The sequence below is a fragment of the Stenotrophomonas sp. Ste86 genome (assembly GCF_024519465.1).
Taxonomy (GTDB): Bacteria; Pseudomonadota; Gammaproteobacteria; order Xanthomonadales; family Xanthomonadaceae; genus Stenotrophomonas.
Window position 1 is genome coordinate 137,379 of the sequence record NZ_JALJRW010000007.1, and the last position, 22,173, is coordinate 159,551.

The window sequence follows — 22,173 nt, forward strand, 5'->3', positions numbered from 1 at the left end:
CAGCATGACATTGCGTCTTTTCTCCCCGCGTCATTTCTGCCTGTCCCTCGCCGTGGCCCTGCTGGCCGGGTGTGCGTCGGTACCGGCTCCGGACGTCCGTCGCAACGCAGACCTCGATGGCACGCATCAGGTGGTGGCCGGTGATGGCTCGCGCGAGGGCGTCGATGCCGAGGCGCTGGCCGACGGCGCGCCGCAGGCGGTGATCCGTCGCGGCACCGGCACCATGATCAACCGCAGCGCGGCCGCCGCCGCATCACCATCGCTGTCGCAGGCCGGCAACGGCACCGCCACCTTCAACTTCGAGGGCGAGTCGGTGCACGCAGTGGTCAAGGCGATCCTCGGCGACATGCTGGGCCAGAACTACGTCATCGCCCCGGGTGTGCAGGGCACCGTGACCCTGGCCACGCCCAAGCCGGTGTCCTCGGCGCAGGCGTTGAACCTGCTGGAGATGGTGCTGGGCTGGAACAACGCGCGCATGGTCTACAGCGGCGGCCGTTACAACATCGTTGCCGCCGACCAGGCGCTGGCCGGCACCGTCGCGCCGAGTACCGCTCCGGCGTCCAGTGCGCGCGGGTTCGAGGTGCGGGTGGTGCCGCTGCAGTACATCTCGGCCACCGAGATGAAGAAGGTGCTGGAGCCGTATGCGCGGCCCAATGCGATCGTCAACGTGGACAGCGGCCGCAATGTGATCACCCTTGGCGGCACCCGCAGCGAGTTGGAGAACTACCTGCGCACGGTGGAGATCTTCGACGTCGACTGGCTGTCGGGCATGTCGGTGGGCGTGTTCCCGATCCAGACCGGCAAGGCCGAGCAGGTCTCGGCCGACCTGGAAAAAGTGTTCGGCGAGCAGAGCAAGACCCCCAGTGCCGGCATGTTCCGCTTCCTGCCGCTGGAGAACGCCAACGCGGTGCTGGTGATCACCCCGCAGGCGCGTTACCTGGACCAGATCCAGCAGTGGCTGGAACGCATCGACAGCGCCGGTGGCAGCGCGCGGCTGTTTTCCTACGAGCTGCGTTACGTCAAGGCCAAGGACCTGGCCGAACGCCTGGCCGAGGCCTTTGCCAACGAGAACGGGCGCAGCGGGCGGGGCAGCAGCAGTTCGCTCGCCCCGGGCGCGACCCAGATGGAGCTGGGCAGCAACCGCGACAACGCGCTCAACAACAGCACCACGGGCAACACCGGGTCCAGCAATGGCAGCGGTCTGGGCGATGGCACGATGAGCCTGCCGCAGCGGCAGTCCGGCAACGCCAGTTTCAGCCTGGAAGTGAAGGGCGACACCGTCGGCGTATCGGCGGTGGAAGAAACCAACACGCTGCTGGTGCGCTCCACGCCGCAGGCATGGCGCTCGATCCGCGAGGTGATCGAGAAGCTCGACGTGATGCCGATGCAGGTGCACATCGAGGCGCAGGTGGCTGAAGTGGCGCTCACCGGCGACCTGAGTTATGGCGTGAACTGGTTCTTCGAGGAGGCGGTCAACGCGCCCGTGGAAAGTGGCGGGGCCGGATTGGCCAGCGCGCTCGGCCGCTCGATCTGGGGCAGCACCTCCGGTGTGGTTGGCAGTAGCGGGGTGGGCTGGACCTTCCTGGGCAAGAACGCGGCCGCGGTAATCAGCGCACTGGACAAGGTCACCAACCTGCGTCTGCTGCAGACCCCATCGCTGTTCGTGCGCAACAACGCCGAGGCCACCCTCAACGTCGGCACCAAGATTCCGATCAACTCGGTGTCGGTCAACACTGGCGTGGGCGACAATACCTACAGCCAGGTGCAGTATCTGGACACCGGTGTGATCCTCAAGGTACGTCCGCGCATTACCCGCGATGGCGTGGTGTTCCTCGATATCGTGCAGGAAGTCAGCTCGGCGGGCGCGACGCCGAACGGTTGCGATGCGACCAAGACCACCTGCAACCCGCCGATCAACACCCGCAAGATATCCACCGAGGCCGCCGTGCAGAGTGGCGATACCATCATGCTGGCCGGCCTGATCACCGACTCCAACGAGGATGGCTCCAACGGTGTCCCCGGTTTGAGCAGGATCCCGGTGGTGGGCGCACTGTTCGGACGGAAGACCCAGAAAAGCGCCCGCACCGAAGTGATCGTGCTGCTCACCCCCACGATCGTGCGCAACGCCCAGGAGTCGCGCAACCTCACCGACGAGTACAGCAGCCGCTTCCGCGCGATGGAGCCGTTCCCGAGCCATCCGAAGAAGAACTGAGCCGCCGTCGCGCTGCCACCGCAGCCGGCGCGCCTGCTACGCTGCGGCCAGGCGTCGGTCATCGTGACCGGCCGCTTCCCGTACGCCGCGCACAGGAGGACCGATGGGGACGATCGTGTTGCTGCCGATCGGGGTCGATGACAGCGCCCTGGACCGCTGCCTGGGCGCGCTGGATGCCGGCACCCCGGCCGACACCGCGCTGTGGCTGGCCGATGACGGCCAGGCCGGGCCACGCGCGCAGGCGGTGATCGCGCACTGGCTGGCACACACGCCGTTGCAGGCCGAGTACACCCGGCGCGCCAGCAGCATCGGCGAGGTCGCCCACCTGGATGAAATGCTGCGCGCCTGCGCAGGCGCGGATGTGGTGGTGCTGGCGCCCGACGCCATCCCCGCGCCGGGTTGGCTGCAGCAGCTCGATGCCTGCTTCGCGCGCGATGCCTCGATCGGCTCGGCCACCCCGTGGTGCAATGCCGGTGAGACCGCCGCATGGCCACGCCTGGGCGAGATCGACCCGGTGCCGGCCGACCTGGCGGCGATGGCCCAGGCCTGCGCAGCATTGCCGCCGATGCACCCGGAACTGCCCTCGGCCGTGACCCACGCGGTGCTGCTGCGCGCCAACGCGCGGCGCAAGGCCGGTGGACTGGACATGCACAGCTACGGGTCCTGGAACGCCGCGCTGGTCGACCTCAGCCTGCGCATGGCGGGCCTGGGCTGGCGCAATGCACTGTGCGAAACCGCGTTCGTCGCCCGCGCCAGCGAAGGCCGTGCGTTCGATGGCGACATGGACGCGCTCGGCACGCGCTGGCCCGGCTGGCAGCCGCGGCTGGCCGCGTTCCTGATGACCGACCCTCTGCGCCAGATGCGCGACACACTGCAGCAGCTGCACCGGCAGGCGATAATGCCGCGGTCCCAGGGCGATCTGTTCGCCGTGCCCGCCGCCCCACCGGAGTCACCTGCTTGAGCCTTGCCATTGCCGCGATCATCGTCAGCTACCAGAGTGCCAGCACCCTGGACAGCTGCCTGACCCGGCTGCGCGCCGCCCGCGGCGTGGTCGAGATCCGGGTGGTGGACAACGGGTCCAGCGACGGCACCCTGGAGATCATGCAGCGCCACGCCAGCGCCGACCCGCGCGTGCGTTTCATCGCTAATCCGGACAACCCCGGCTTTGCCGCCGCCAACAACCAGGGCGTGGCCGCCAGCCAGGCACCGTGGCTGGCCTTCATCAACCCGGACCTGATGGTCGACGCCGAGACCCTGGCGCAGCTGTGCGAGCGTGCGAGGGGCATCGGTGACTGCCTGCTGGGGGTCGAACAGGTCGATGAGCACGGCCAGCCCGATGCGGCGGTGCGCCGTCGCGATCCGGATTTCGGCGCGATGCTGCGCTCGCCCGGGCAGGGCGCGAAGCTGGCCCTCCCTGCTGATCCGAATCAGTCGCTGCAGCCGGTGCCGGCGCTGTCCGGCGCGCTGCTGCTGATGCCACGCACGCTGTTCGACCGCATCGGCGGCTGGGATGCCGGCTACCGCCTGCATGCCGAAGACCTGGACCTGTGCCGCCGGGTGCGCCAGGCCGGTGCGCTGGTGGCGATCGCCAATGACCTGAAGGTCGTCCACGTGCGTGGCGTCTCCAGTCGCTCGCGCCCGTTCTTCGTCGAGTGGCACAAGCATCGCGGCCTGTGGCGCTATTTCCGCAAGTTCGAAGCCGGCCAGCGCAGTCTGCCGGTGCAGGGCGCGGTGTTCGCCGCGATCTGGGCCCACGCGCTCGTGCAGATCCCGCGGCTGCTCCGCGCGCGCTGACCGCCGGGCGTTGGTCGGTACATCCGGGCAGGCGCATAATCCGGGCATGATCATCCAGTCCCTGCTCGACACCGACCTGTACAAATTCACCATGATGCAGGCGGTGCTGCATCAGCATCCCGGTGCCCAGGTCCAGTACCGGTTCAAGTGCCGCACCCCGGGTATCGACCTGGCCGCCTACATCGATCAGATCAACCAAGAGATCGATCACCTGTGCCGCCTGCGCTTCAGCGCCGACGAGCTCGACTACATGCGCGGGCTGCGTTTCGTCAAACCGGACTTCGCCGATTTCCTCGGTCTGTTCCACCTGGACCGCAAGTACATCGATCTGCGCCCGTCGGACAGCGTGCCCGGCGAGATCGACCTGAACATCACCGGCCCGTGGCTGCATACCATCCTGTTTGAAGTGCCGCTGCTGGCGATCATCAACGAGGTCTGGTTCCGCAACACCACCACGCCGGACTTCGCCGAAGGCGAGCGTCGCCTGCAGGCCAAGACCGCGCTGCTGCGCGATACCCCGGGCTTCGAGCTGTGCCGCATCGCCGATTACGGCAGCCGCCGCCGCTACTCGCGTGACTGGCATGCGCGCATGCTGCCGATGCTGCGCGAAGCGCTGGGTGCGCAGTTCGTGGGCACCAGCAACGTGCATTTCGCCCGCCTGTACGGCATGACCCCGCACGGCACCATGGCCCACGAATACCTGCAGGCGTTCCAGGCGCTGGGGCCGCGGCTGCGCGATTCGCAGGTGGCCGCGCTGGAATCGTGGGCGCGCGAATACCGCGGCGACCTCGGCATCGCGTTGTCCGACGTGGTCGGGCTGGACGCCTTCCTGCGCGATTTCGACATGTATTTCTGCAAGCTGTTCGATGGTGTGCGCCACGATTCCGGCGATCCCTTCGCCTGGGGCGACCGCATGCTGGCCCACTTCCAGGACCGTCGCGTGGATCCGCGCAGCAAGGTGCTGGTGTTCAGCGATGGCTTGAACATCGAGAAGGTGATGCAGCTGTTCGACTACTTCCGCGGCCGCTGCCAGGTCGCTTTCGGTGTCGGCACGCACCTCACCAACGACCTCGGCCCGACCCCGCTCAACATCGTCATCAAGATGGTCCGCTGCAACGGCCAGCCGGTGGCCAAACTCAGCGATTCGCCGGGCAAGAGCATGTGCGACGACCCCGGCTACCTGGCCTATCTGCGCCAGGTATTCGAACTTTCACCTGAGTGAAACGCGCACAAAAGCAACAATGAAGTGCACCTTGGGGCAATAAGTGACGCACAGCGTCACTTTTCTTAGGAAATGTGATCCACATCACGTTGCACTGGCTAGCTCTCGCCACTTGGCCTACGATTTGCGTGATGGAAGTCACACTCGTTGGTCATCACAGGGAGCTGTCCGGTGAAGGTTCTATCTGTTTTCGGTACCCGTCCTGAAGCGATCAAGATGGGACCGCTGGTCCGGGCGCTGCACGCCGCGCCGGATATCGAGTCCATTGTCTGCATCACCGGGCAACACCGTGCGATGCTTGATCAGGTGATGTCGCTGTTCGACATCCAGCCCGATCACGACCTCGATGTGATGGTGGCCAACCAGACCCTCAACGGGCTGTGCTCGCGCCTGTTCGCCAAACTCGATGCCCTCTACGAACAGGTACAGCCGGACCGGGTGCTGGTGCACGGCGATACCAGCACGGCCATGACCGCGGCATTGGCCGCTTTCCAGCGCCGCATCCCGGTGGGGCATGTCGAGGCCGGCCTGCGTACCGGCGACCTGCAGCAGCCGTGGCCGGAAGAAATGAACCGCCGCGTCATCGACGTGGTCGCCGACCATCTGTTCGCCCCGACCGACAGCTCGCGCTACAACCTGGAACAGGAAAACCTGGCCGGGCGCATCAGCGTGACCGGCAACACCGTCATCGACGCGCTCAAGCAGACCGTGGAGCGCATCGACCAGGATGCCGCGCTGCGTGCATCGATCGATGCGCAGTTCCCGTTCCTGCAGGCCGACCGCAAGCTGCTGCTGGTCACCGGCCACCGCCGCGAAAACTTCGGCGGCGGCTTCGAGAACATCTGTCGCGCGCTGGCCGAACTGGCGCAGCGTCCGGACCTGCAGATCGTCTACCCGGTGCATCTCAATCCGAACGTGCAGGGGCCGGTGCATGCGCACCTGGGCGGCCTGGACAACGTGCACCTGATCGCACCGCAGGATTACCTCAACTTCGTCCGCCTGATGCAGCGCGCGCACGTGGTGCTGACCGACTCCGGTGGGGTGCAGGAAGAAGCCCCGGCGCTGGGCCGGCCGGTGCTGGTGATGCGTGATGTCACCGAGCGGCCCGAAGCGGTGCAGGCCGGCGTTGTCCGCCTGGTCGGCACCGATCCTGCGCGGATCGTGGCGGCCGTGCATGCCGCCTGCGATGCGCCGCAGGTGGCGGCGCACTTCATCGCCGACGCCAGTCCGTACGGCGATGGCCGGGCCTCGGCGCGGATCGTTGCTGCATTGCGTGGTCAGCGGTTCGACGAGTTTGTGGCCGCCCACGCCGTCCCGATGTCCCACACCTCCCTTTCAGAACTGACGCCATGACCAACACCATCCGTAGTACCGCACGCTTCCCCAAGGTATTACCGCTGGTCTTGGCCTTGGCCTTCCCACTCAGCCCTGCGATGGCGGCCGACACCGCCGCCGGGCAGTTCAGCGAGTGGGCCGGCGATGCCACGGTGACCCGCAGCATGACCCTGCGCGAGCTGGGCTTCCGCCAGCCGATCACGCTCAGCGGGCAGGAAAGCCAGCGCGAGATCTACCTGCCGGTACCGGCAGGCGTGCCGACCCGCGACGCGCAGCTGCAGCTCGATGGCCGCTACGTGCGCGGGCATACCGGGCGCAGCTCGGGGCTGTGGTCGGTGGATGGCGACCCGGTCGCCGCGCGCTCGATCACCGATCCGCAGGGCGATGCCAGCCAGCTGCTGGCCATCGACGGCCTGCCGCGCGACAACGGCTTCGTGCGGGTCAATGTGGGCTGGTGGTCGGTCGTATCCGACTACCGCTGCGCCGACCAGAGCGCGCCAGCCAACGTGCTGCGGCTGTCGCCGGATTCGCGTTTCAGCTACCGCTTCGATGGCCGTGCCGTGAATACCGTCGCCAAGGCCTGGGGCGCATTGCCGGCACGGGTGCGGCTGCTGGTCGATGGCAAGGCGCTGCAGGCACCGGCCTATGACGCCGCCTGGCGCGTCGGTGCGGCATTGCGCAACGGCGGCAAACAGGTCGAGGTGGTAGCGCTGCCGGCAGTGGGCAGCACGGTCGACCTGACCGGCATCAGCATCCCCGCCAGCCTGCAGGGCGTGCCGGCCTACGCCGCGCTGGCCGCCGGCGGCGCGCAGCATCGCATCGCCAGCCTGGCCGAAGTGGGCGCGCTGCTGTCGCTGCGCGACAGCGGTCCGCTGGCGGTGGATGTGGCGATCAGCAGTGATCCGCTGCGCGCCGGCGTGCGCGCCGCGCTGGATGCACTGGCCACCGAAGTAGGCGCCAGCAGCAGCGATGCCGCCGCCGCGTTCAGTGCCTGGCGCGGTAGCGACATGGCCGCGCTGGAGAAAGGGCCGGGCAACGCGTCGGTGAGCGTGGCCGCCGTGGCCGGGCGTCCGACCCTGGTGGTGGCCGCTGCGGCGGGCGGCAAGGTTGCCGGCCTGCTCAGCGAGCAGTGGCGCAACTACGCCCTGGGCCGCGAGCTGCAGGTGGCCCAGGCCAGCCCGGCGCCGGTCAAGCAGGATGCCGTGCTGCTCAGCCGCCTGGGCAATATCGCCGGTACGCTGGATATCGTGACCCGTGGCGACCGCAGCGCCACCTTCGAGCTGGGCGCGCTGTCGGCCGATGGCCGACTGCCCGACCAGGTGGTGATCGACGTCTCGGCCGCCCCCAACGCGGCCGGGCAGGGCGCGGTGGCGAGCATCTATTTCAACGACTACCTGCTCGGTGCCAAGGTGCTGGCCACCGACGGCAAGCCGCAACGGCTGACCGCCAAGGTGCCCGCCTATGCACTGGCGGCCCGCAATGAAGTGAAGATCAGCTTCCTGCGCCAGCCGGCGCGGCCGTACTGCCACGACCCGGCCACCGCGTTCCCGGTGTCGATCCTGCCCAGCAGCCACCTGACCCTGGCCAAGCGCACGCTCGACAGTGATTTCATCGGGGCCGCCGGCCAGCTCGCACACGCCAATGAGGTGTTCGTCCCGGCGACCTGGCTGCAGGACGCCCCGACGTCGCTGGACAAGGTGATCGCCATCGCCAGCGCGGTGGGCGTGTCGCCGCAGGCGGCGGAACTGAAGGTGGTGGCGGCCGGCAGCGCGATCAGCCCGGGCCAGCCGTACCTGGCCTTCGCCCTGGCCCCGTCCGGCATTACGGCGGCCGGACTCAAGGACGGTCGCCTGGTGGTCAATGGCGGCGACGCGCCGCTGCTCGACGTGGCCGGACTCGACCACGCCGCCGCTGTGCAGGTCGTGGACGGCGGTGGCCACATCGGCGTGCTCTACAACGACCTTGGCCAGCAGGGGCCGTCGCTGGAGGCCCCGTTCCGGCTGCTGCGCGGCGACCTGGCCGTGCTCGATGGCAGCGGTGTCGTCAGCGATTTCGACAGCAAGGACCCCTATGGTGCCCGCGTGGCCGATGCCGGCAACCCGCAGCCGGTGTGGCAGCAGCACATGGTGTGGCTGCTGGTGCTGGTCGGGCTGGTGGTGTTCGCGCTGCTGGCCGCACGCGTCGCGCAGATCCGTCGTCGCCGCAAGTCCGGCAGCAGCGGGCACTGATCGGCCGTGAACGGTCTCCCCTGGGATATCCACCTGGCCAACTACTACGCCGCGCTGGAAACAGCCGCGGCGGTGGTAGCGGTGCTGATCCTGATCTCCAGCCTCGATGACCTGTTCATCGACGTCTGGTACTGGATCCGCGAAAGCTGGCGCACCCTGACCGTCAAGAAACGCCGCGACTACCGCCCGCTGACCCAACAGGATCTGCTGCAGCGGCCGGAGCAACCGCTGGCGATCATGGTGCCGGCGTGGGCCGAGTACGACGTGATCGCGCAGATGGTGGAAAACATGATCGATGTACTCGACTACCGCGAGTACATCGTTTTCGTGGGTACCTATCCCAACGATGCCGAGACCATCGCCGAAGTGGAGCGCATGCGTCGCCGTTACAAACGCCTGCGCCGGGTCGAGGTGCCGCATGCCGGGCCGACCAGCAAGGCCGACTGCCTGAACTGGCTGATCCTGTCGATCTTCGATTACGAGAAACGCCACGACATCGAATTCGCCGGGGTGGTCCTGCATGACAGCGAAGACGTGCTGCACCCGATGGAGCTGCGCTTCTTCAACTACCTGCTGCCGCGCAAGGACATGATCCAGCTGCCGGTGACCTCGCTGGACCGCGAGTGGTACGAGCTGATCGCCGGTGTCTACATGGACGAGTTCGCCGAGTGGCACGCCAAGGACCTGGTGGTGCGCGAAAGCGTGTCCGGCATGGTGCCGTCGGCCGGCGTGGGCACCTGCTTCTCGCGCAAGGCGCTGCTGGCGCTGAGCGCGGCCACCGACAACCAGCCCTTCAACAACGACAGCCTGACCGAAGATTACGACGTCGGCGCGCGGCTGGCGGCGATGGGCATGCAGTCGATCTTCGCCCGCTTCCCGGTCCAGTTCCGCGTGCGCCGCCCGTCGTGGTTCGGCTGGGGGCCGGTGCGCGAGAGCACCCAGTCGATGGCGCTGTGCGTGCGCGAATATTTTCCCGACAACTTCCGTGCCTCGTACCGGCAGAAGGCGCGCTGGGTCCTGGGTATCGGCCTGCAGAGCTGGGAGACGCTGGGTTGGCGCGGCTCGCTGGCGACCAAGTACCTGCTGGCGCGCGATCGCAAGGGCATCATCACCTCGTTCGTCAGCATCCTCGCCTACTTCATCTTCCTGCAGCTGCTGCTGTTCTGGGTGCTGAAGATGACCGGGCTGTGGCATACCCAGTTTCCGACCATCTTCCAGGCCGGCACGTGGCAGATGAACATCGCCCTGATCACCACCGCCGCGCTGGCCTCCCGCGTGGTGCAGCGCTTCTACTTCGTCAATCTCCTGTATGGGTGGGAACATGCGTTGATGTCGATCCCGCGCATGGTGGTCGGCAACATGATCAACTTCATGGCCACCGCGCGCGCGTGGCGGATGTTCCTGCTGTACCTGCTGTTCGGCAAGCGCATGGTGTGGGACAAGACCATGCATGATTTCCCCAGCGCCTCGCAGCTGGTGCAGACCCGCAAGCGGCTGGGCGAACTGCTGACCACCTGGCAGGCGGTCGAACCGGAACGGCTGGAACAGGCACTGCAACAGCAGCAGGGCGGCCGCCAGCAGCCGTTGGGCCGCATTCTGGTGTCGCAGGGCTGGCTCGACGATGAGACCCTGGCCGAGGCGATTGCCTTCCAAAGTGATCTGCCGCGCGCGTTGATCGACGTGGACTACCTGCGGGCCGGCGTGTTCCCGTTGTCGGTGGAAGCCTGCGTGCAGTGGCGCCTGCTGCCGCTGCCGGGCACCACGCCCGGCACCCTGTCCATCGCCGTGGCCAACCCGCTGAACGGGGCCGAGCAGGCGCAACTGCTGCAGGATGTGGAGGCCACCGCGCTGGAGCAGTCGATCGCGCGCGAAAGCGAAGTCAATGCCGGCCTGCGCCTGATCAGTGGCGAAAGCTACCGCATCGATGCGGTGCCGCTGTTGGGTGATCTGCTGGTGGAAATGCGCTTGATCGCACGCGACCAGTTCGAACGCGTGCTGGACGAGTACAAGCCGCAGCGCGATGGCCGCATCGGCGACTACCTGGTCAAGCACGGCGTGGCCACCGAGGCGGCCATCGCCGAAGCGGTACGCGAGCAGCACCGCCGTTCCGGCCAACCCCAGTACAGCGCAGACGGAGAGCTGAAGGCATGAGGACCACCCTGCTTTCGAGCGTGATCGCGCTGGGCCTGTTCGGCCTGGGCAGTGCCGGCGTGCACGCACAGGAATCGCTGCCGCTGGCCGGCAATGCCTACCGCATTGCCGAGCAGGCCTTCGGCGCCTACGAGCGCGGCGACTACCCGCAGGCCTATCGCAACGCCACCGAAGCGGCGCGCCTGCGCCCGGACCTGGCGCGGCTGCGCCTGCTGCAGATCTACGCGGCGCAGAAGCTCGGTCGCAACGACGAGGCACGCGCGCTGGCCCAGCGCGCGATCGCCGACGGCATCAACGACCCGGCGTTGCCGGGGCTGGCGAGCGCGCCGCGTACGAGCAGTGGCGTGGCAGGCGCAGCGCGTGTCACCACCGCCGCCAGACCCACCGCTGCCGAGCTCGCCTACCAACGGGCTTTCGCGCTCGCCACCCAGGCCTACGAGGCCTACAACAACGACCGCATGACCGAAGCGGCCAGCAAGGCCGAACAGGCGTTCCGCCAGCAACCGCAGCAGGGTGCGTGGGCAACGCTGTGGGTGGCGTCACTGGAAGCGCAGCAGCAACTCGAGCAGGCCGATGCCGCCGCCGCGACGGCGATCCAGCTGGGCGCACCGAACGTGGGCGACCTGCAGGCCAAGCGGGTTGCGCTCGGCCGCCAACGCGCGGTCAAGCCGGCGCAGGAAGCCTACCAGGCCCTCATCGCGCAGGATTTCGGCGCGGCAACCGGCTTTGCCAGGCAGGCGGTGGAGCGTGCGCCCGACGTCGCCTCGCACCGACTGCTGCTGATGACCGCGCAGATGCTCGATGAGCAGCTGCCGGCGGCCGAAGCTACCGCCGACCAGGCCCTGGACAACGACAGCGACGACACCGTCGCACTGGTGATGCGCGCCTACCTGCGCCAGCGGCAGATGAAATCCGCGCAGGCCAATGCAGACTTCGATGCCGCGCTCAAGCAGGACTGGCTGGACGCGCAGCAGCAACGCAACGTGCGTCTGCTGGCCGTGGACGCGGCACTTGCCGCCGGCGACCACGAGCGTGCCGCACGCCTGCTGCAGCCGCTGCAGCAGGACAGCGACGCCGACCTGGATGCCGACAGCCGCAAGGCGATCGAGCAGGCGGTGGTTGCGCGGGGCAAGGCCTTGCGCCACCCGCATGCCGCCACCGACCTGAGCCTGAGCGCGTACCCGGCACCGTTCCAGCAGTGCCGCGATACGCCCTACGGCACCCAATGCGAAGTGATGCCGGCCGATCTGCAGGGCGAGGGCGGCGCATCGCAGCGGGCCTATGCCGCCTTCGGTCGCCAGGACTACCAGGAAGCCATCCGGCAGGCGCAGCAGGCGCTCACCGATGATCCGGACAACCTCACCCTGCAGGCGCTGCTCACCACCACGCTGTCGGCCGGCGACCGCGCGCAGGCCGCGCAGGCGCGCCAGCGGCTGGATGCTGCCCTGGCCGCCAAACCGAATGATGCCAGCCTGCTGATGCAGCGCGGTTACCTCAACCAGCGGGTCGGCGAGCCTGAACAGGCCCTGGCCGATTTCCGCGCGGCCGAGGCCACCGGCAAGGCGCCGCCAACCGTGTTGCTGGACCAGGCCTATGCCAGCGCCGCCAGCGGCGACAACCGCCAGGCGGTCACCCTGTTGCGCGGTGCCATCGACAGTGCCGACGCCGGTACGTTGAAGCTGGACAAGGCGCAGCGCTACAACACCCGCAGCTCCATCGCCAACCTGTCGCGCGAGTGGGGCATCATCGCCTCGGCCGGCTATCGCGGTGCACGCCAGGCCGCCACCAACCTGGGCGGTGCGGCGATCAGCACGCCGGGCGATTCGGTGTTCGGCACGCTGGAAGCCTTCTGGCGGCCCTCGGCGACCAACACCCGGCACGGCACGCTGGAAGCCTATGCGCGCATCGCCAACACGCTCTACGACGGTGGCGGCACGTTCGAATCGATCAAGGCCGTGGACCCGTGTACGGGCGTGGCGACCGACGATGCACGTGAACGCGCCGAGCGCCTGAGCCGTTCGCGTTCGATCGCCGGCTGGCCGTCCACCATCGCCTCGTTCGGTGTGCGCTACGCGTTCGGCCAGACCGGCCTGAGTGCCGGCATCGAGCGCCGTCAGTTCGTCGGTACCGCCACCCGCAACGGCGGCATCTATCCCGATTCGGCGGCGATCCAGTGCCGCATCCAGGTCGAGTCGAACCGGCCGCTGCAGATCAACACGCTGGCCCGCTATCGGCTGGACAGCAACGCCGGCGGCTGGATGTCCTATCTCACCTACGGCTTCTACAAGGGCACCGGGGTCCGCACGGACGTCAACCAGTGGTGGACCGTCAGTGGCTACGCCCAGGCCGGCTACACCTGGGACGACAACGACGCGCACTTCACCATCGACAGTCTGGATGCCAACGGCGATCCGGCCCAGCGCATCCTCGCCTCCGACGGTCACCTGCGCCGCCAGCAATGGTTCGGCGCGGCCGAAGTGCGGGCGGGGCGCAGCTACCGCTTTGGAGCAGACCAGACCCGTTGGGTAGTCAATCCCTACCTGGTGGTGGGCGCGGACTGGATCGACCAGCGTTCCAAGGTGCGCGGCATCGAGTACCCGTTGATCGGCGTGCAGTCCTTCAACCTGTCCGATACCGCCAGCAGCTGGTCGCTCGGCGCCGGCCCGGGGATCGGCGTGCGCTACTGGTTCCGCGAAGACCATTACAACGCCGCGCGTTCGTACCTGGACCTGGGCGTGCAGTACCGCTTTGCCATCGGCGGCGGCGATACCCAGCGTGCCAAGGGCCTGTTCGCCACGGCCACGCTCTACTACTGATCATGCAGAAGGAATTGACGATGACCCTTGACCGTCGCAACGCCCCCCCGGCCCGACCGCTGCTGCGGGCCGTACTGTGCACCGCGCTGCTGGCCGCGGCGCCGCTGTCGGCACTGGCACAGGCCGCACCCGCGCCTGCTGCCGCCCCGGCCAGCCAGGATTCGTCCATCGTGATGATCGGCAAGGACGGCTGGCTGTTCCCGGCCTGGGGCAGCCTGACCGAGGTCGATGCCCCGGCGATCAACCGCAACACCCAGCTGATCGCGCAGGCACGCGCCGCGCTCGCCGCGGCGGGGGTCAAGCTGGAAGTACTGGTGCTGCCGGACAAGGCGCTGTTCTACGAAGACAAACTGCCCGATGGCAAGCGCATGAGCGATGCCGTGCGGGGTCGCTATGCGCTGGTCCACGACGGCCTGGTGAAGGCCGATGTCCCCGCGGTGGATGCACTGCAGGTGCTGCGCCAGGTCAAGCAGGGGGGCCAGGACGTGTTCTACCGCAGCGACCAGCATTGGACCCAGCCGGCCGCCGATGCGGTCGCCGTGGCGGTGGCCGCGCAGGTCCGCCAGCAGGTGCCACAGCTGGAGGGGCAGGCCGGTAGCGGCATGGCACTGGGCAGCGAGATCAAGGAACGCCGCTTCGGCGACCTGGCCGAGCTGTTCCTCACCGATGACCAGCGCAAGGCCATTGGCCGGGACACCTTCACCGTGCGCCGCCAGGCCGAACAGCAGTCGCTGCTCGACGACGCGCCGGCACCGGTGCATGTCACCGGGCACAGCATGGTGCAGCCGTATTTCGGTTTCCCGCAGAAACTCTCCAACGTGCTCGACCGGCCGGTGTCGGTGAACTGGAAGCCGGGCAACGTCGGGCACTGGGTGATGCTGCTGGAGTATCTGGAATCGCCCGAATTCCGCCAGCACAAACCCCAGGTACTGGTCTGGCAGATGTTCGAGCCGTCCTACGTGCAGGGTCCGGAGGCGCGCGGCCAGTGGGACAACGCCTCGATCATGACCCCGCAGCAGTGGACCGCGCGCTTGAACAAGGCACTGGGGCAGTAAGGCGATGAGTGCACGTCCCGGCGCGCCTGCGCCCCTGCCACCGGCCGCGCCGGCCCGTGCCCACATCGCCACCGCGGTGGTGGTGATCGCGCTGCTGCTGATCGGCCTGCTTGCCGGCGGCTGGATGCTGGGCCATGCCAGGCTGCCGGCCGGCTCGCTGGCACCGGCGCGCTGGGCCGACGGCGCGGCGGGCCGCGCGATCAACGATGCGCTCAAGCTGCCCGTGCAGGCCCAGGCCGATCGGGTCACGGCCGCGCTGCGCTATCGCCTGCTCGGCGACCTCGGACCGCAGGTGGCGCTGGGCTGCCCGGACTGGCTGTTCTACCGCGATGGGCTGCGTCCGCAACCGGGCGCGGGCGCGGACGTGTTCACCCAGCGCGTGCGGCTGATGCAGCACTGGTCGAGCCAGCTCAAGGCGCAGGGCGTGCAGCTGCTGGTGGTGGTGGTGCCGGACAAATCGCGGATTGAACAGGCCCACACCTGCGGGCTGCGCACCTCGACCGCGATGCGTGCGCGCCTGGGCCAGTGGCAGCAGGCGCTGCGCGCTGCGCAGGTGCCGTCCACCGATCTGCTGCCGGTGCTGCAGGACGGGACGGCGCCGATGTTCTTCCGCACCGACGTGCACATGAACCGGATCGGCGCCCAGCGCGCCGCCGATGCCGTGGCCGGCGCCGCGCTGCCGCTGCTGGGGGGGCAGGGCGGGCAGGCCTTCGACGTGGGCGCGCCGGGTCCGGCCAAGCCGCGCATGGGCGACCTGATCGTGCTGGCCGGACTGGAACACGCACCACCGGCATGGCGACCGGCGCTGGACCGCGAGCCGGAGCAGGTGATCACCCCACTGCGCAGCGGTGGCCTGCTCGATGACACCCCGCCGGTGGAGGTGCTGCTGCTGGGCAGTTCCAATGGCCGTCGCAGCCTGTTCGCCGAACGCCTGGGCCATGCGCTTGGGCGCGAAGTGTGGAACCAGAGCCTGGATGGCGGCCAGTTCTCCGGCGCGCTGCTGGCGGCCTGGCCGCAGCGCGCGCAGTGGCCGCCGACAGTAAAGCTGGTGGTCTGGGAATTTTCTGAAATGGCCCTGTCCTTGCCGTTGACCGACGGTGAGCAGGCAACGCTGGCCGAGATCCACTGAGCGCTACGGACGATGCTTTTCAACTCCTTCCTGTTCCTGCTGGTCTTCCTGCCGATCGCGCTGGGCGTGCACTACGCCTTGGGTGCGGTGCGGCCGCGCCTGGCCGCGCTGTGGCTGTGCGTGGCCTCCATCGTGTTCTACGGCTGGTGGAACCCGCAGTTCGTGGTGCTGCTGTCCGGCTCGATCGTGTTCAATTACCTGATCAGCCTGGTGATCCTGTCACTGGCCAAGCGACCGAAGCTGCAGCTGCTGGCCACCGCGCTGGGCGTGGCCGCCGACCTGTTGCTGCTGGTGCACTACAAGTATTTCGCGGCGATGGTGAACTTCGTCGGCGAGATGGGCTTCAACGTCGGCCCCATGGATGCGCTGATCCTGCCGCTGGGCATTTCCTTCTTCACCTTCACCCAGATCGGCTACCTGCTCGACTGCCGCGCCGGCGTGGTCAACGACCGCAGCCCGCTCAGCTACGTGCTGTTTGTGACCTTCTTCCCGCACCTGATCGCCGGGCCCATCCTCCACCACAAGGAGATGATGCCGCAGTTCAGCAAGCGCGAAACCTACCGCTTCCACGCCGACAACCTGTCGGTGGGCGGCATGCTGTTCGTGATCGGGCTGGCCAAGAAAGTGCTGCTGGCCGACACCATCGCCCCGTATGCCGATGCCGGTTTCGTGTCCACCGGCGATGTCCAGTTCTGGGGCGCGTGGGCCACCGCGCTGAGTTACGCGCTGCAGCTGTACTTCGATTTCTCCGGCTATTCGGACATGGCACTGGGGCTGGCGCGGATGTTCGGCATCCGGTTCCCGCTGAACTTCAATTCGCCGTACAAGGCGACCAGCGTGATCGATTTCTGGGCGCGCTGGCACATGACCCTGACCCGCTACATCACCGCCTACCTGTACTACCCGGTGGCCATGGCCGTGACCCGCTGGCGCACCCGCCATGGCCGCGCCACCGGCCCGACCGCAGTGGCCTCGGCCGGCGGCTTCCTGTCGATGATCGTGCTGCCCACGGTGTGGGCGATGGGCCTGGCCGGCATCTGGCACGGCGCCGGGCTGCAGTTCTTGATCTTCGGCCTGCTGCATGCCGGCTACCTCTCCATCAACCACGCCTGGCGCGTGTTCGTCGGCGGCCGCAAACCGGCCGCATTGCGCCAGCTGCGCTGGTACCAGCACGCCGGCTACGTGCTGCTGACCTTCGGCGCGGTGCTGGTGGCCCAGGCGTTCTTCCGTGCCGATGGCGTGCACGATGCCTGGGAACTGGTGCAGGGCATGTTCGGCGTCCGTGGCTGGGAAAGCGTGGAGCAGCTGGGCTACCTGGGCGGCATGGGCCTGGCCGACGGCTGGCGGCTGCTGATGGGTCATCATCTGCAGCTGGTGTACATCGTGGTACTGCTGGTCATCGTCTGGGCCACGCCCAACGCGCAGCAGATCATGGGCGTGTACTCGCCCTCGCTGGCAAAGCCCAACCCGGCGCCGCGTGCGTGGATGCGCTGGCAGCCGAACCTGCCGTGGCTGGGCGTCATGCTGCTGATGTTGCTGCTGTGCCTGCTGAGCCTGCACAAAGAATCCCGTTTCCTCTATTTCCAGTTCTGACAAGGTGAACCCGATGGATATCCAGACCCTCCAGACCCAGTTGATCGACATCGTCGAGGCGGTGATCGGCACCCGCGTGCAGCCGGACGAATACATGGAGTCGCTGTTCGACTCGATGTCCAAGGTGCAGCTGATGGTTGAGGTCAAAGACCGCCTCGGCGTGACCCTGCCGGTGGATGAGATCGATGCACTGGTCGACTCGGTGCAGGTGCTGGCCGACTACGTGGCCGCGCACCAGCGCTGAGCCGTATCCCCCCTGCAGGAGCTGCGCGCATGCGATTCGATTTCGACCACTGCCGTTTCGTCGACCTGGACCATGCCGCGCATGCGCCAGCGCTGCACGATGCCGACGGCACGCTGGACTGGGCCGCACTGCATCGCGCCACCCTGGACTGGATCGTGCGCGCGCAGGTCGCGGGGGTCCGGCCGGGGTTTGCCCTGGTGATCTCCGGGCACAAGCAGTCCGCCTTCGTGGTGGCCATGCTCGGCTGCCTGCAAATGGGCGTCACCTACGTGCCGGTGGACACCATCAATCCGCCCGCGCGGTTGCAGCGCATCACCCAGCTGACCCATGCCGGTGCGGTCTACGATGCGGCCACCGATACCTTCGGGCCGGGCGCTGATGCACCGCGCGCGTTGCGCGTGCCGGACCTGGCCTACATCATGTTCACCTCCGGCAGCACCGGGGATCCCAAGGGCGTGCAGATCGGCCGCGACAGCGTGGCGCTGTTCACCGGCTGGATCCGCGACTGCCTGCAGCTGGGCCAGGCACCGGCGTTCCTCAACCAGATGCTCTTCAGTTTCGACTTCTCGCTGTTCGACCTGTGCGGTGCGCTGGGCCTGGGCGGCAGTTGCGTGCTGTGCCCGCGCGAGGTGATCGCCGACAGCGAGCGTTTCGTCGACCACCTGCGCCACTCGGCGGTGGCGGTGTGGGCCTCCACGCCCTCGTTCGTGCGCCAGCAGATGCTCAACCCGCGCTTCAATGCCGAGCATCTGCCGTCGTTGCAGGTATTCGTGTTCGGCGCCGAATCGTTGACCCCGCGCGTGGCAGAGGAATTGTGGGCGCGCTTCCCGCAGGCGCGCATCATCAATTCCTACGGCCCCACCGAGGCGACCTGTTCGACCACCTGGGTCGAGATCGATCCGGCCTTGCGCGCGGCCGCCCCCAACCCGTTCCCGATCGGCGTGGCCAAGCCCTATGCGGAGGTGTTCATCGACGATGGCGAAATCTGCATGGCCGGCGACCACGTCATGCGTGGCTACCTGGATCGTCCGGACCTGGACCAGGGCGTGCTGTTCGACCACCACGGCAAGCGCGCCTACCGCAGTGGCGACCTCGGCGATCTTGACGAACAGGGCCGGGTGTATTTCCGCGGCCGCAAGGACGACCAGATCAAGCTCAACGGCTACCGCATCGAGCTGGCCGAAGTGGACGCCTGCCTGTCCACGCTGGACGGCGTGGTGGCGGGTGCGGCGGGGGTGCTGCGCCGCCCCGACGGCAGCCTGGTGCGGATGATCGGCTTCGTCGAACTGGCCCAGCCCGGCGACGGCCTGGTGCAGCCGCTGCCGGCCGCGCTGCAGGACTGGAAGGAACAGCTCGGCCGCCGCGTTCCGCCCTACATGATTCCCTCCGAACTGATCGCCGTGGATGCGTTGCCCACCGGCAACAGCAACAAGGTCGACCGCAGACAACTGGAGCAGCGCTATGCCTTGGCGCGCACGCTCCGCAGCCAGGAACCCAGACCATGAAGCTCCCCCTGATCCCGCTCGCCGCCGCCTTGTTCGCGCTTTCCCCGCTGGCCGCCCACGCGCAGCAGGGGGGCCAGGAAGGCCGTCTCGCGCAGCTGTATGCGCCGCGGCCGCCGGCCGGTTCGGCCTTCGTCCGCGTGCTCAACCCGGGCAGCGCCGCGCTCAAGGTCGCCGTCGGCAACGGTGCCGAGCAGAGCATCGGCCCCGCCACCCGCGCCACCCGCTACGCCATCGTCGAAGGCGGCAAGCCGTTCAACCTGCGCGTGGCCGGCAAGGCCCGCAGCCAGGCCCAGGTCGCCGCCGGCAGCTTCACTACGCTGGTGCTGGATGCGTCCACGCCGACCAAACCGCTGGCGGTATTGGCCGATGGCGGCGGCACCAGCGACGCGCTCAAGGCCGAGATCCGGTTCTACAACCTCGCCAGCGGCTGCACACAGGGCCGCCTGGCCATGGTCGACAAGGGCGCGGTGGTGTTCCCGGCCGTCGCGGCCGGCAGCAGCAGCGCGCGCGGCATCAACCCGGTCAAGGCGCGCCTGGTCGCTGGCTGCGGCAGCAAGGACAGCGCACCGCTGGCGCTGCCGGCGCTGCAGCCTGGCGATCACTACAGCCTGTTCCTGACCGGCACGGCCGCTGCCCCGGTGCTGCAGGGCCAGCTGAGCGGCACCGATGCGGTGGGCCGCTGATCCCATGTCCGAGCGTTCCGTTTTCCGCGACGACCACGCCCTGTTCCGCGCGCAGGTGCGTCGCTTCATCGACAGCGACATCGCGCCGCATTACGCACAGTGGGAGCGCGATGGCATCACCCCGCGGTCGCTGTGGCGCGCCGCGGGCGAGGCCGGCCTGCTCAACTGCCAGCTGCCCGAGCCCTACGGCCTGGGCGGCGACTACGGGCATGCCGCGTGCGTGACCGAAGAACTGGCGCGCGCCAATTACCTGGGCATCGGTTTTTCGATCCATTCGGACATGGTGGCGCCGTACCTGATGCAGTACGGCAGCGACGCACTGCGTGATGCATGGTTGCCGGCGATGGCGCGTGGCGAGGCGATCGGCGCCATCGCCATGACCGAACCCGGCGCCGGTAGCGACCTCAAGGCGATCCGCACCCGCGCCGAGCACCAGGGCGATCATTACCTGTTGAACGGCCAGAAGACCTGGATCACCAACGGCAGCAATGCCGATGTGGTGGTGGTGGTGGCGACCGTCGCGCCGGAGCTGGGTGCGCGCGGGTTGACGCTGTTCTGCGTGGACACTTCCTGGCCCGGCGTCACCCGTGGCGCGCCGATGCCCAAGATCGGACAGCACGCGCAGGACACCAGCGAGCTGTTCTTCGACAACGTGGTGGTGCCCGCGTCGCACCTGCTGGGTGAAGCGCAGCGCGGCTTCGATTATCTGGGTGAACAGCTGGCGGCCGAGCGGCTGGCCATCGCGCTGCGTGCGGCGGCCTCGGCCGAAGGCATGCTGGCCGAGACGGTGGCCTACGTGCGCCAGCGCAAGGCGTTCGGGCGCTTCCTGATCGACCACCAGAACACCCGCTTCGTCCTCGCCGATGCGGCCGCCAAACTGGCGATGCTGCGCAGTTTCCTCGACCAGTGCCTGGGCGAGCAGATGCAGGGGCGGCTGGATGCCACGATGGCGGCGATGGCCAAGCTCAACGCCACCGAACTGCAGGGCACGGTGCTCGATGACCTGTTGCAGCTGCATGGCGGCTACGGCTACAGCAGCGAGTACGGCATCGGTCGCGCCTGGACGGACGCGCGCGCGCTGCGCATTTTCGGTGGCAGCAGCGAGATCCTGCGCGAGATCATCGGCCGGACGCTGTAACCCGCGTACGGCACGAACCTGCCGGTACCGACTGTTGGTCGGTACCGGGGGACGCCCTACAGACCCCAGTGCCGGCGCAATGCCTTGGCCTGCGGCGTGTCCTGCGACAGCCACGGGTCCAGCGCGTACACCAGCACGTGTTCGGCACCGCTGTCGCGGGCCCAGGCCAGTTGCCGTTCGATGCGTGCGGCATCGGCGGTTTCGCCCTTGAACTGGGTGCCGTCGGTGTTCTCGCCGGGCAGTTCGCGGAACAGCTCCACGATCGCATCGAAGGCCACGCCGCGCTGTTTCAGCATCGCCAGCAGCGGCCGCAGTTCCTGCACATTGCCCGCACCGGCCACGCCGACCCCGTCCTGCACCATCGGCCGCAATGGCACCTGGTCGAGCAGACTGGCCCAGACCGTTTCCAGCCGTCCGCTGGTCTGCAGCCGGCTGAAATAGGTCGACACCGCGCAGTCGCCACCCTGTGCGTGCGCGGCCTGCTGCAGTCCATGCAGCCACTGCCCCAGCCATTGCACGCGCGCTGGATCGGCCCAGTGGTATTGCTCGATTTCATACGGCAGGTACCAGCCGCCGAAGGCCTGCAGACGCGCCCACGGTGCCTGTGCCAGCCACTGCTGCGCGCGCGTCAGGGTCTCGGCGAAGAACGCCTGCAGGGTGGCGTCATCGCCGCCGATCGCCTTCCACCACGACTGCTCGAACGGCAGGCCGACCCGCACGGTGATGCCCGCTTCACCCGCAGCGGTGAACAGCATCCGCAGGCTCGCATCGGGCAGCTGCCAATCGCCCTCGGGCGCGCCATGGATGCCGGTCCATTGCAGCACCAGCTGTCTGCAGCCCAGCCGCTTTGCCAGCTGCACCGAACGCTGCCAGTCGGCCATCGTCCAGTCCAGGTGGCTGCGCCAGGGCTGCAGGAAGGTGCCATCCACCTGCGCGGGCATCGAGCAGCCGGGCAGGGTGGCCAGCATGCCGACCGCCGGGGCCAGCAGTGCGGCACGCAGCAGGCGGCGGCGCAACGGCGAGCACGGATCGGCAGGCAGGCGGGCATCGGTCATGCCCCATCATCCC

At 68.2% G+C, this 22,173-nt stretch carries 16 protein-coding genes; 15 read left to right on the plus strand and 1 reads right to left on the minus strand.

Annotation, left to right across the window (positions count from 1 at the left end; all coding sequences use genetic code 11):
• Positions 1-4: 4 nt before the first annotated feature.
• The 15 genes from gspD to NR101_RS09310 all read left to right on the plus strand — a co-directional run bounded on the left by gspD (position 5) and on the right by NR101_RS09310 (position 21,105).
• Entirely contained in the window at positions 5-2,212 is a 2,208-nt protein-coding gene (gene gspD, locus NR101_RS09240) for a type II secretion system secretin GspD (RefSeq protein WP_256775371.1), read from the plus strand.
• 103 nt (positions 2,213-2,315) lie between these two features.
• Positions 2,316-3,173, plus strand: a complete 858-nt coding sequence (locus NR101_RS09245) for a glycosyltransferase (RefSeq protein WP_256775372.1) — start codon at positions 2,316-2,318, stop codon at positions 3,171-3,173.
• Positions 3,170-4,006 carry a glycosyltransferase family 2 protein gene (locus NR101_RS09250; protein WP_256775373.1) on the plus strand — a complete coding sequence of 279 codons (837 nt, stop codon included), beginning with the start codon at positions 3,170-3,172 and terminating at the stop codon, positions 4,004-4,006. The genes NR101_RS09245 and NR101_RS09250 overlap by 4 nt, the downstream gene beginning before the upstream one ends.
• Before the next feature lie 46 nt (positions 4,007-4,052).
• Positions 4,053-5,228, plus strand: coding sequence for a nicotinate phosphoribosyltransferase (gene pncB, locus NR101_RS09255; RefSeq protein ID WP_256775374.1), 1,176 nt, complete (start codon positions 4,053-4,055; stop codon positions 5,226-5,228).
• Positions 5,229-5,399: 171 nt separating this feature from the next.
• Positions 5,400-6,581, plus strand: coding sequence for a UDP-N-acetylglucosamine 2-epimerase (non-hydrolyzing) (wecB, locus tag NR101_RS09260; RefSeq protein ID WP_256775375.1), 1,182 nt, complete (start codon positions 5,400-5,402; stop codon positions 6,579-6,581).
• Positions 6,578-8,791, plus strand: coding sequence for a cellulose biosynthesis cyclic di-GMP-binding regulatory protein BcsB (locus NR101_RS09265; protein WP_256775376.1), 2,214 nt, complete (start codon positions 6,578-6,580; stop codon positions 8,789-8,791). Before wecB ends, NR101_RS09265 begins: the two co-directional genes overlap by 4 nt.
• A 6-nt stretch (positions 8,792-8,797) precedes the next feature.
• The gene (locus tag NR101_RS09270) at positions 8,798-10,942 is read left to right on the plus strand and encodes a glycosyl transferase family protein (RefSeq protein ID WP_256775377.1); all 2,145 of its coding nucleotides are present in this window, start codon (positions 8,798-8,800) and stop codon (positions 10,940-10,942) included.
• The gene (locus tag NR101_RS09275; RefSeq protein WP_256775378.1) at positions 10,939-13,758 is read left to right on the plus strand and encodes a hypothetical protein; all 2,820 of its coding nucleotides are present in this window, start codon (positions 10,939-10,941) and stop codon (positions 13,756-13,758) included. Before NR101_RS09270 ends, NR101_RS09275 begins: the two co-directional genes overlap by 4 nt.
• 20 nt (positions 13,759-13,778) lie before the next feature.
• Positions 13,779-14,813 carry a twin-arginine translocation pathway signal gene (locus NR101_RS09280; protein WP_256775379.1) on the plus strand — a complete coding sequence of 345 codons (1,035 nt, stop codon included), beginning with the start codon at positions 13,779-13,781 and terminating at the stop codon, positions 14,811-14,813.
• A gap of 4 nt (positions 14,814-14,817) precedes the next feature.
• The gene (locus NR101_RS09285) at positions 14,818-15,942 is read left to right on the plus strand and encodes a cell division protein FtsQ (protein ID WP_256775380.1); all 1,125 of its coding nucleotides are present in this window, start codon (positions 14,818-14,820) and stop codon (positions 15,940-15,942) included.
• 12 nt (positions 15,943-15,954) lie between these two features.
• Positions 15,955-17,535, plus strand: coding sequence for an MBOAT family O-acyltransferase (locus NR101_RS09290; RefSeq protein WP_256775381.1), 1,581 nt, complete (start codon positions 15,955-15,957; stop codon positions 17,533-17,535).
• Positions 17,536-17,548: 13 nt separating this feature from the next.
• Positions 17,549-17,779 carry a phosphopantetheine-binding protein gene (locus NR101_RS09295; RefSeq protein ID WP_137191072.1) on the plus strand — a complete coding sequence of 77 codons (231 nt, stop codon included), beginning with the start codon at positions 17,549-17,551 and terminating at the stop codon, positions 17,777-17,779.
• 29 nt (positions 17,780-17,808) lie between these two features.
• Positions 17,809-19,284, plus strand: coding sequence for an AMP-binding protein (locus NR101_RS09300; protein WP_256777729.1), 1,476 nt, complete (start codon positions 17,809-17,811; stop codon positions 19,282-19,284).
• Positions 19,281-19,967: an alginate O-acetyltransferase AlgF gene (locus tag NR101_RS09305; RefSeq protein WP_256775383.1), complete on the plus strand. Its 687-nt coding sequence runs from the start codon at positions 19,281-19,283 to the stop codon at positions 19,965-19,967. The genes NR101_RS09300 and NR101_RS09305 overlap by 4 nt, the downstream gene beginning before the upstream one ends.
• Positions 19,968-19,971: 4 nt before the next feature.
• Positions 19,972-21,105: an acyl-CoA dehydrogenase family protein gene (locus NR101_RS09310; protein ID WP_256775384.1), complete on the plus strand. Its 1,134-nt coding sequence runs from the start codon at positions 19,972-19,974 to the stop codon at positions 21,103-21,105.
• Between the two features lie 56 nt (positions 21,106-21,161).
• On the opposite strand, the gene NR101_RS09315 is transcribed toward NR101_RS09310, so the two are convergent.
• Positions 21,162-22,160 (minus strand): DUF4434 domain-containing protein, encoded by a 999-nt coding sequence (locus NR101_RS09315; RefSeq protein WP_256775385.1) that lies wholly within the window; start codon positions 22,158-22,160, stop codon positions 21,162-21,164.
• Positions 22,161-22,173 lie beyond the last annotated feature (13 nt).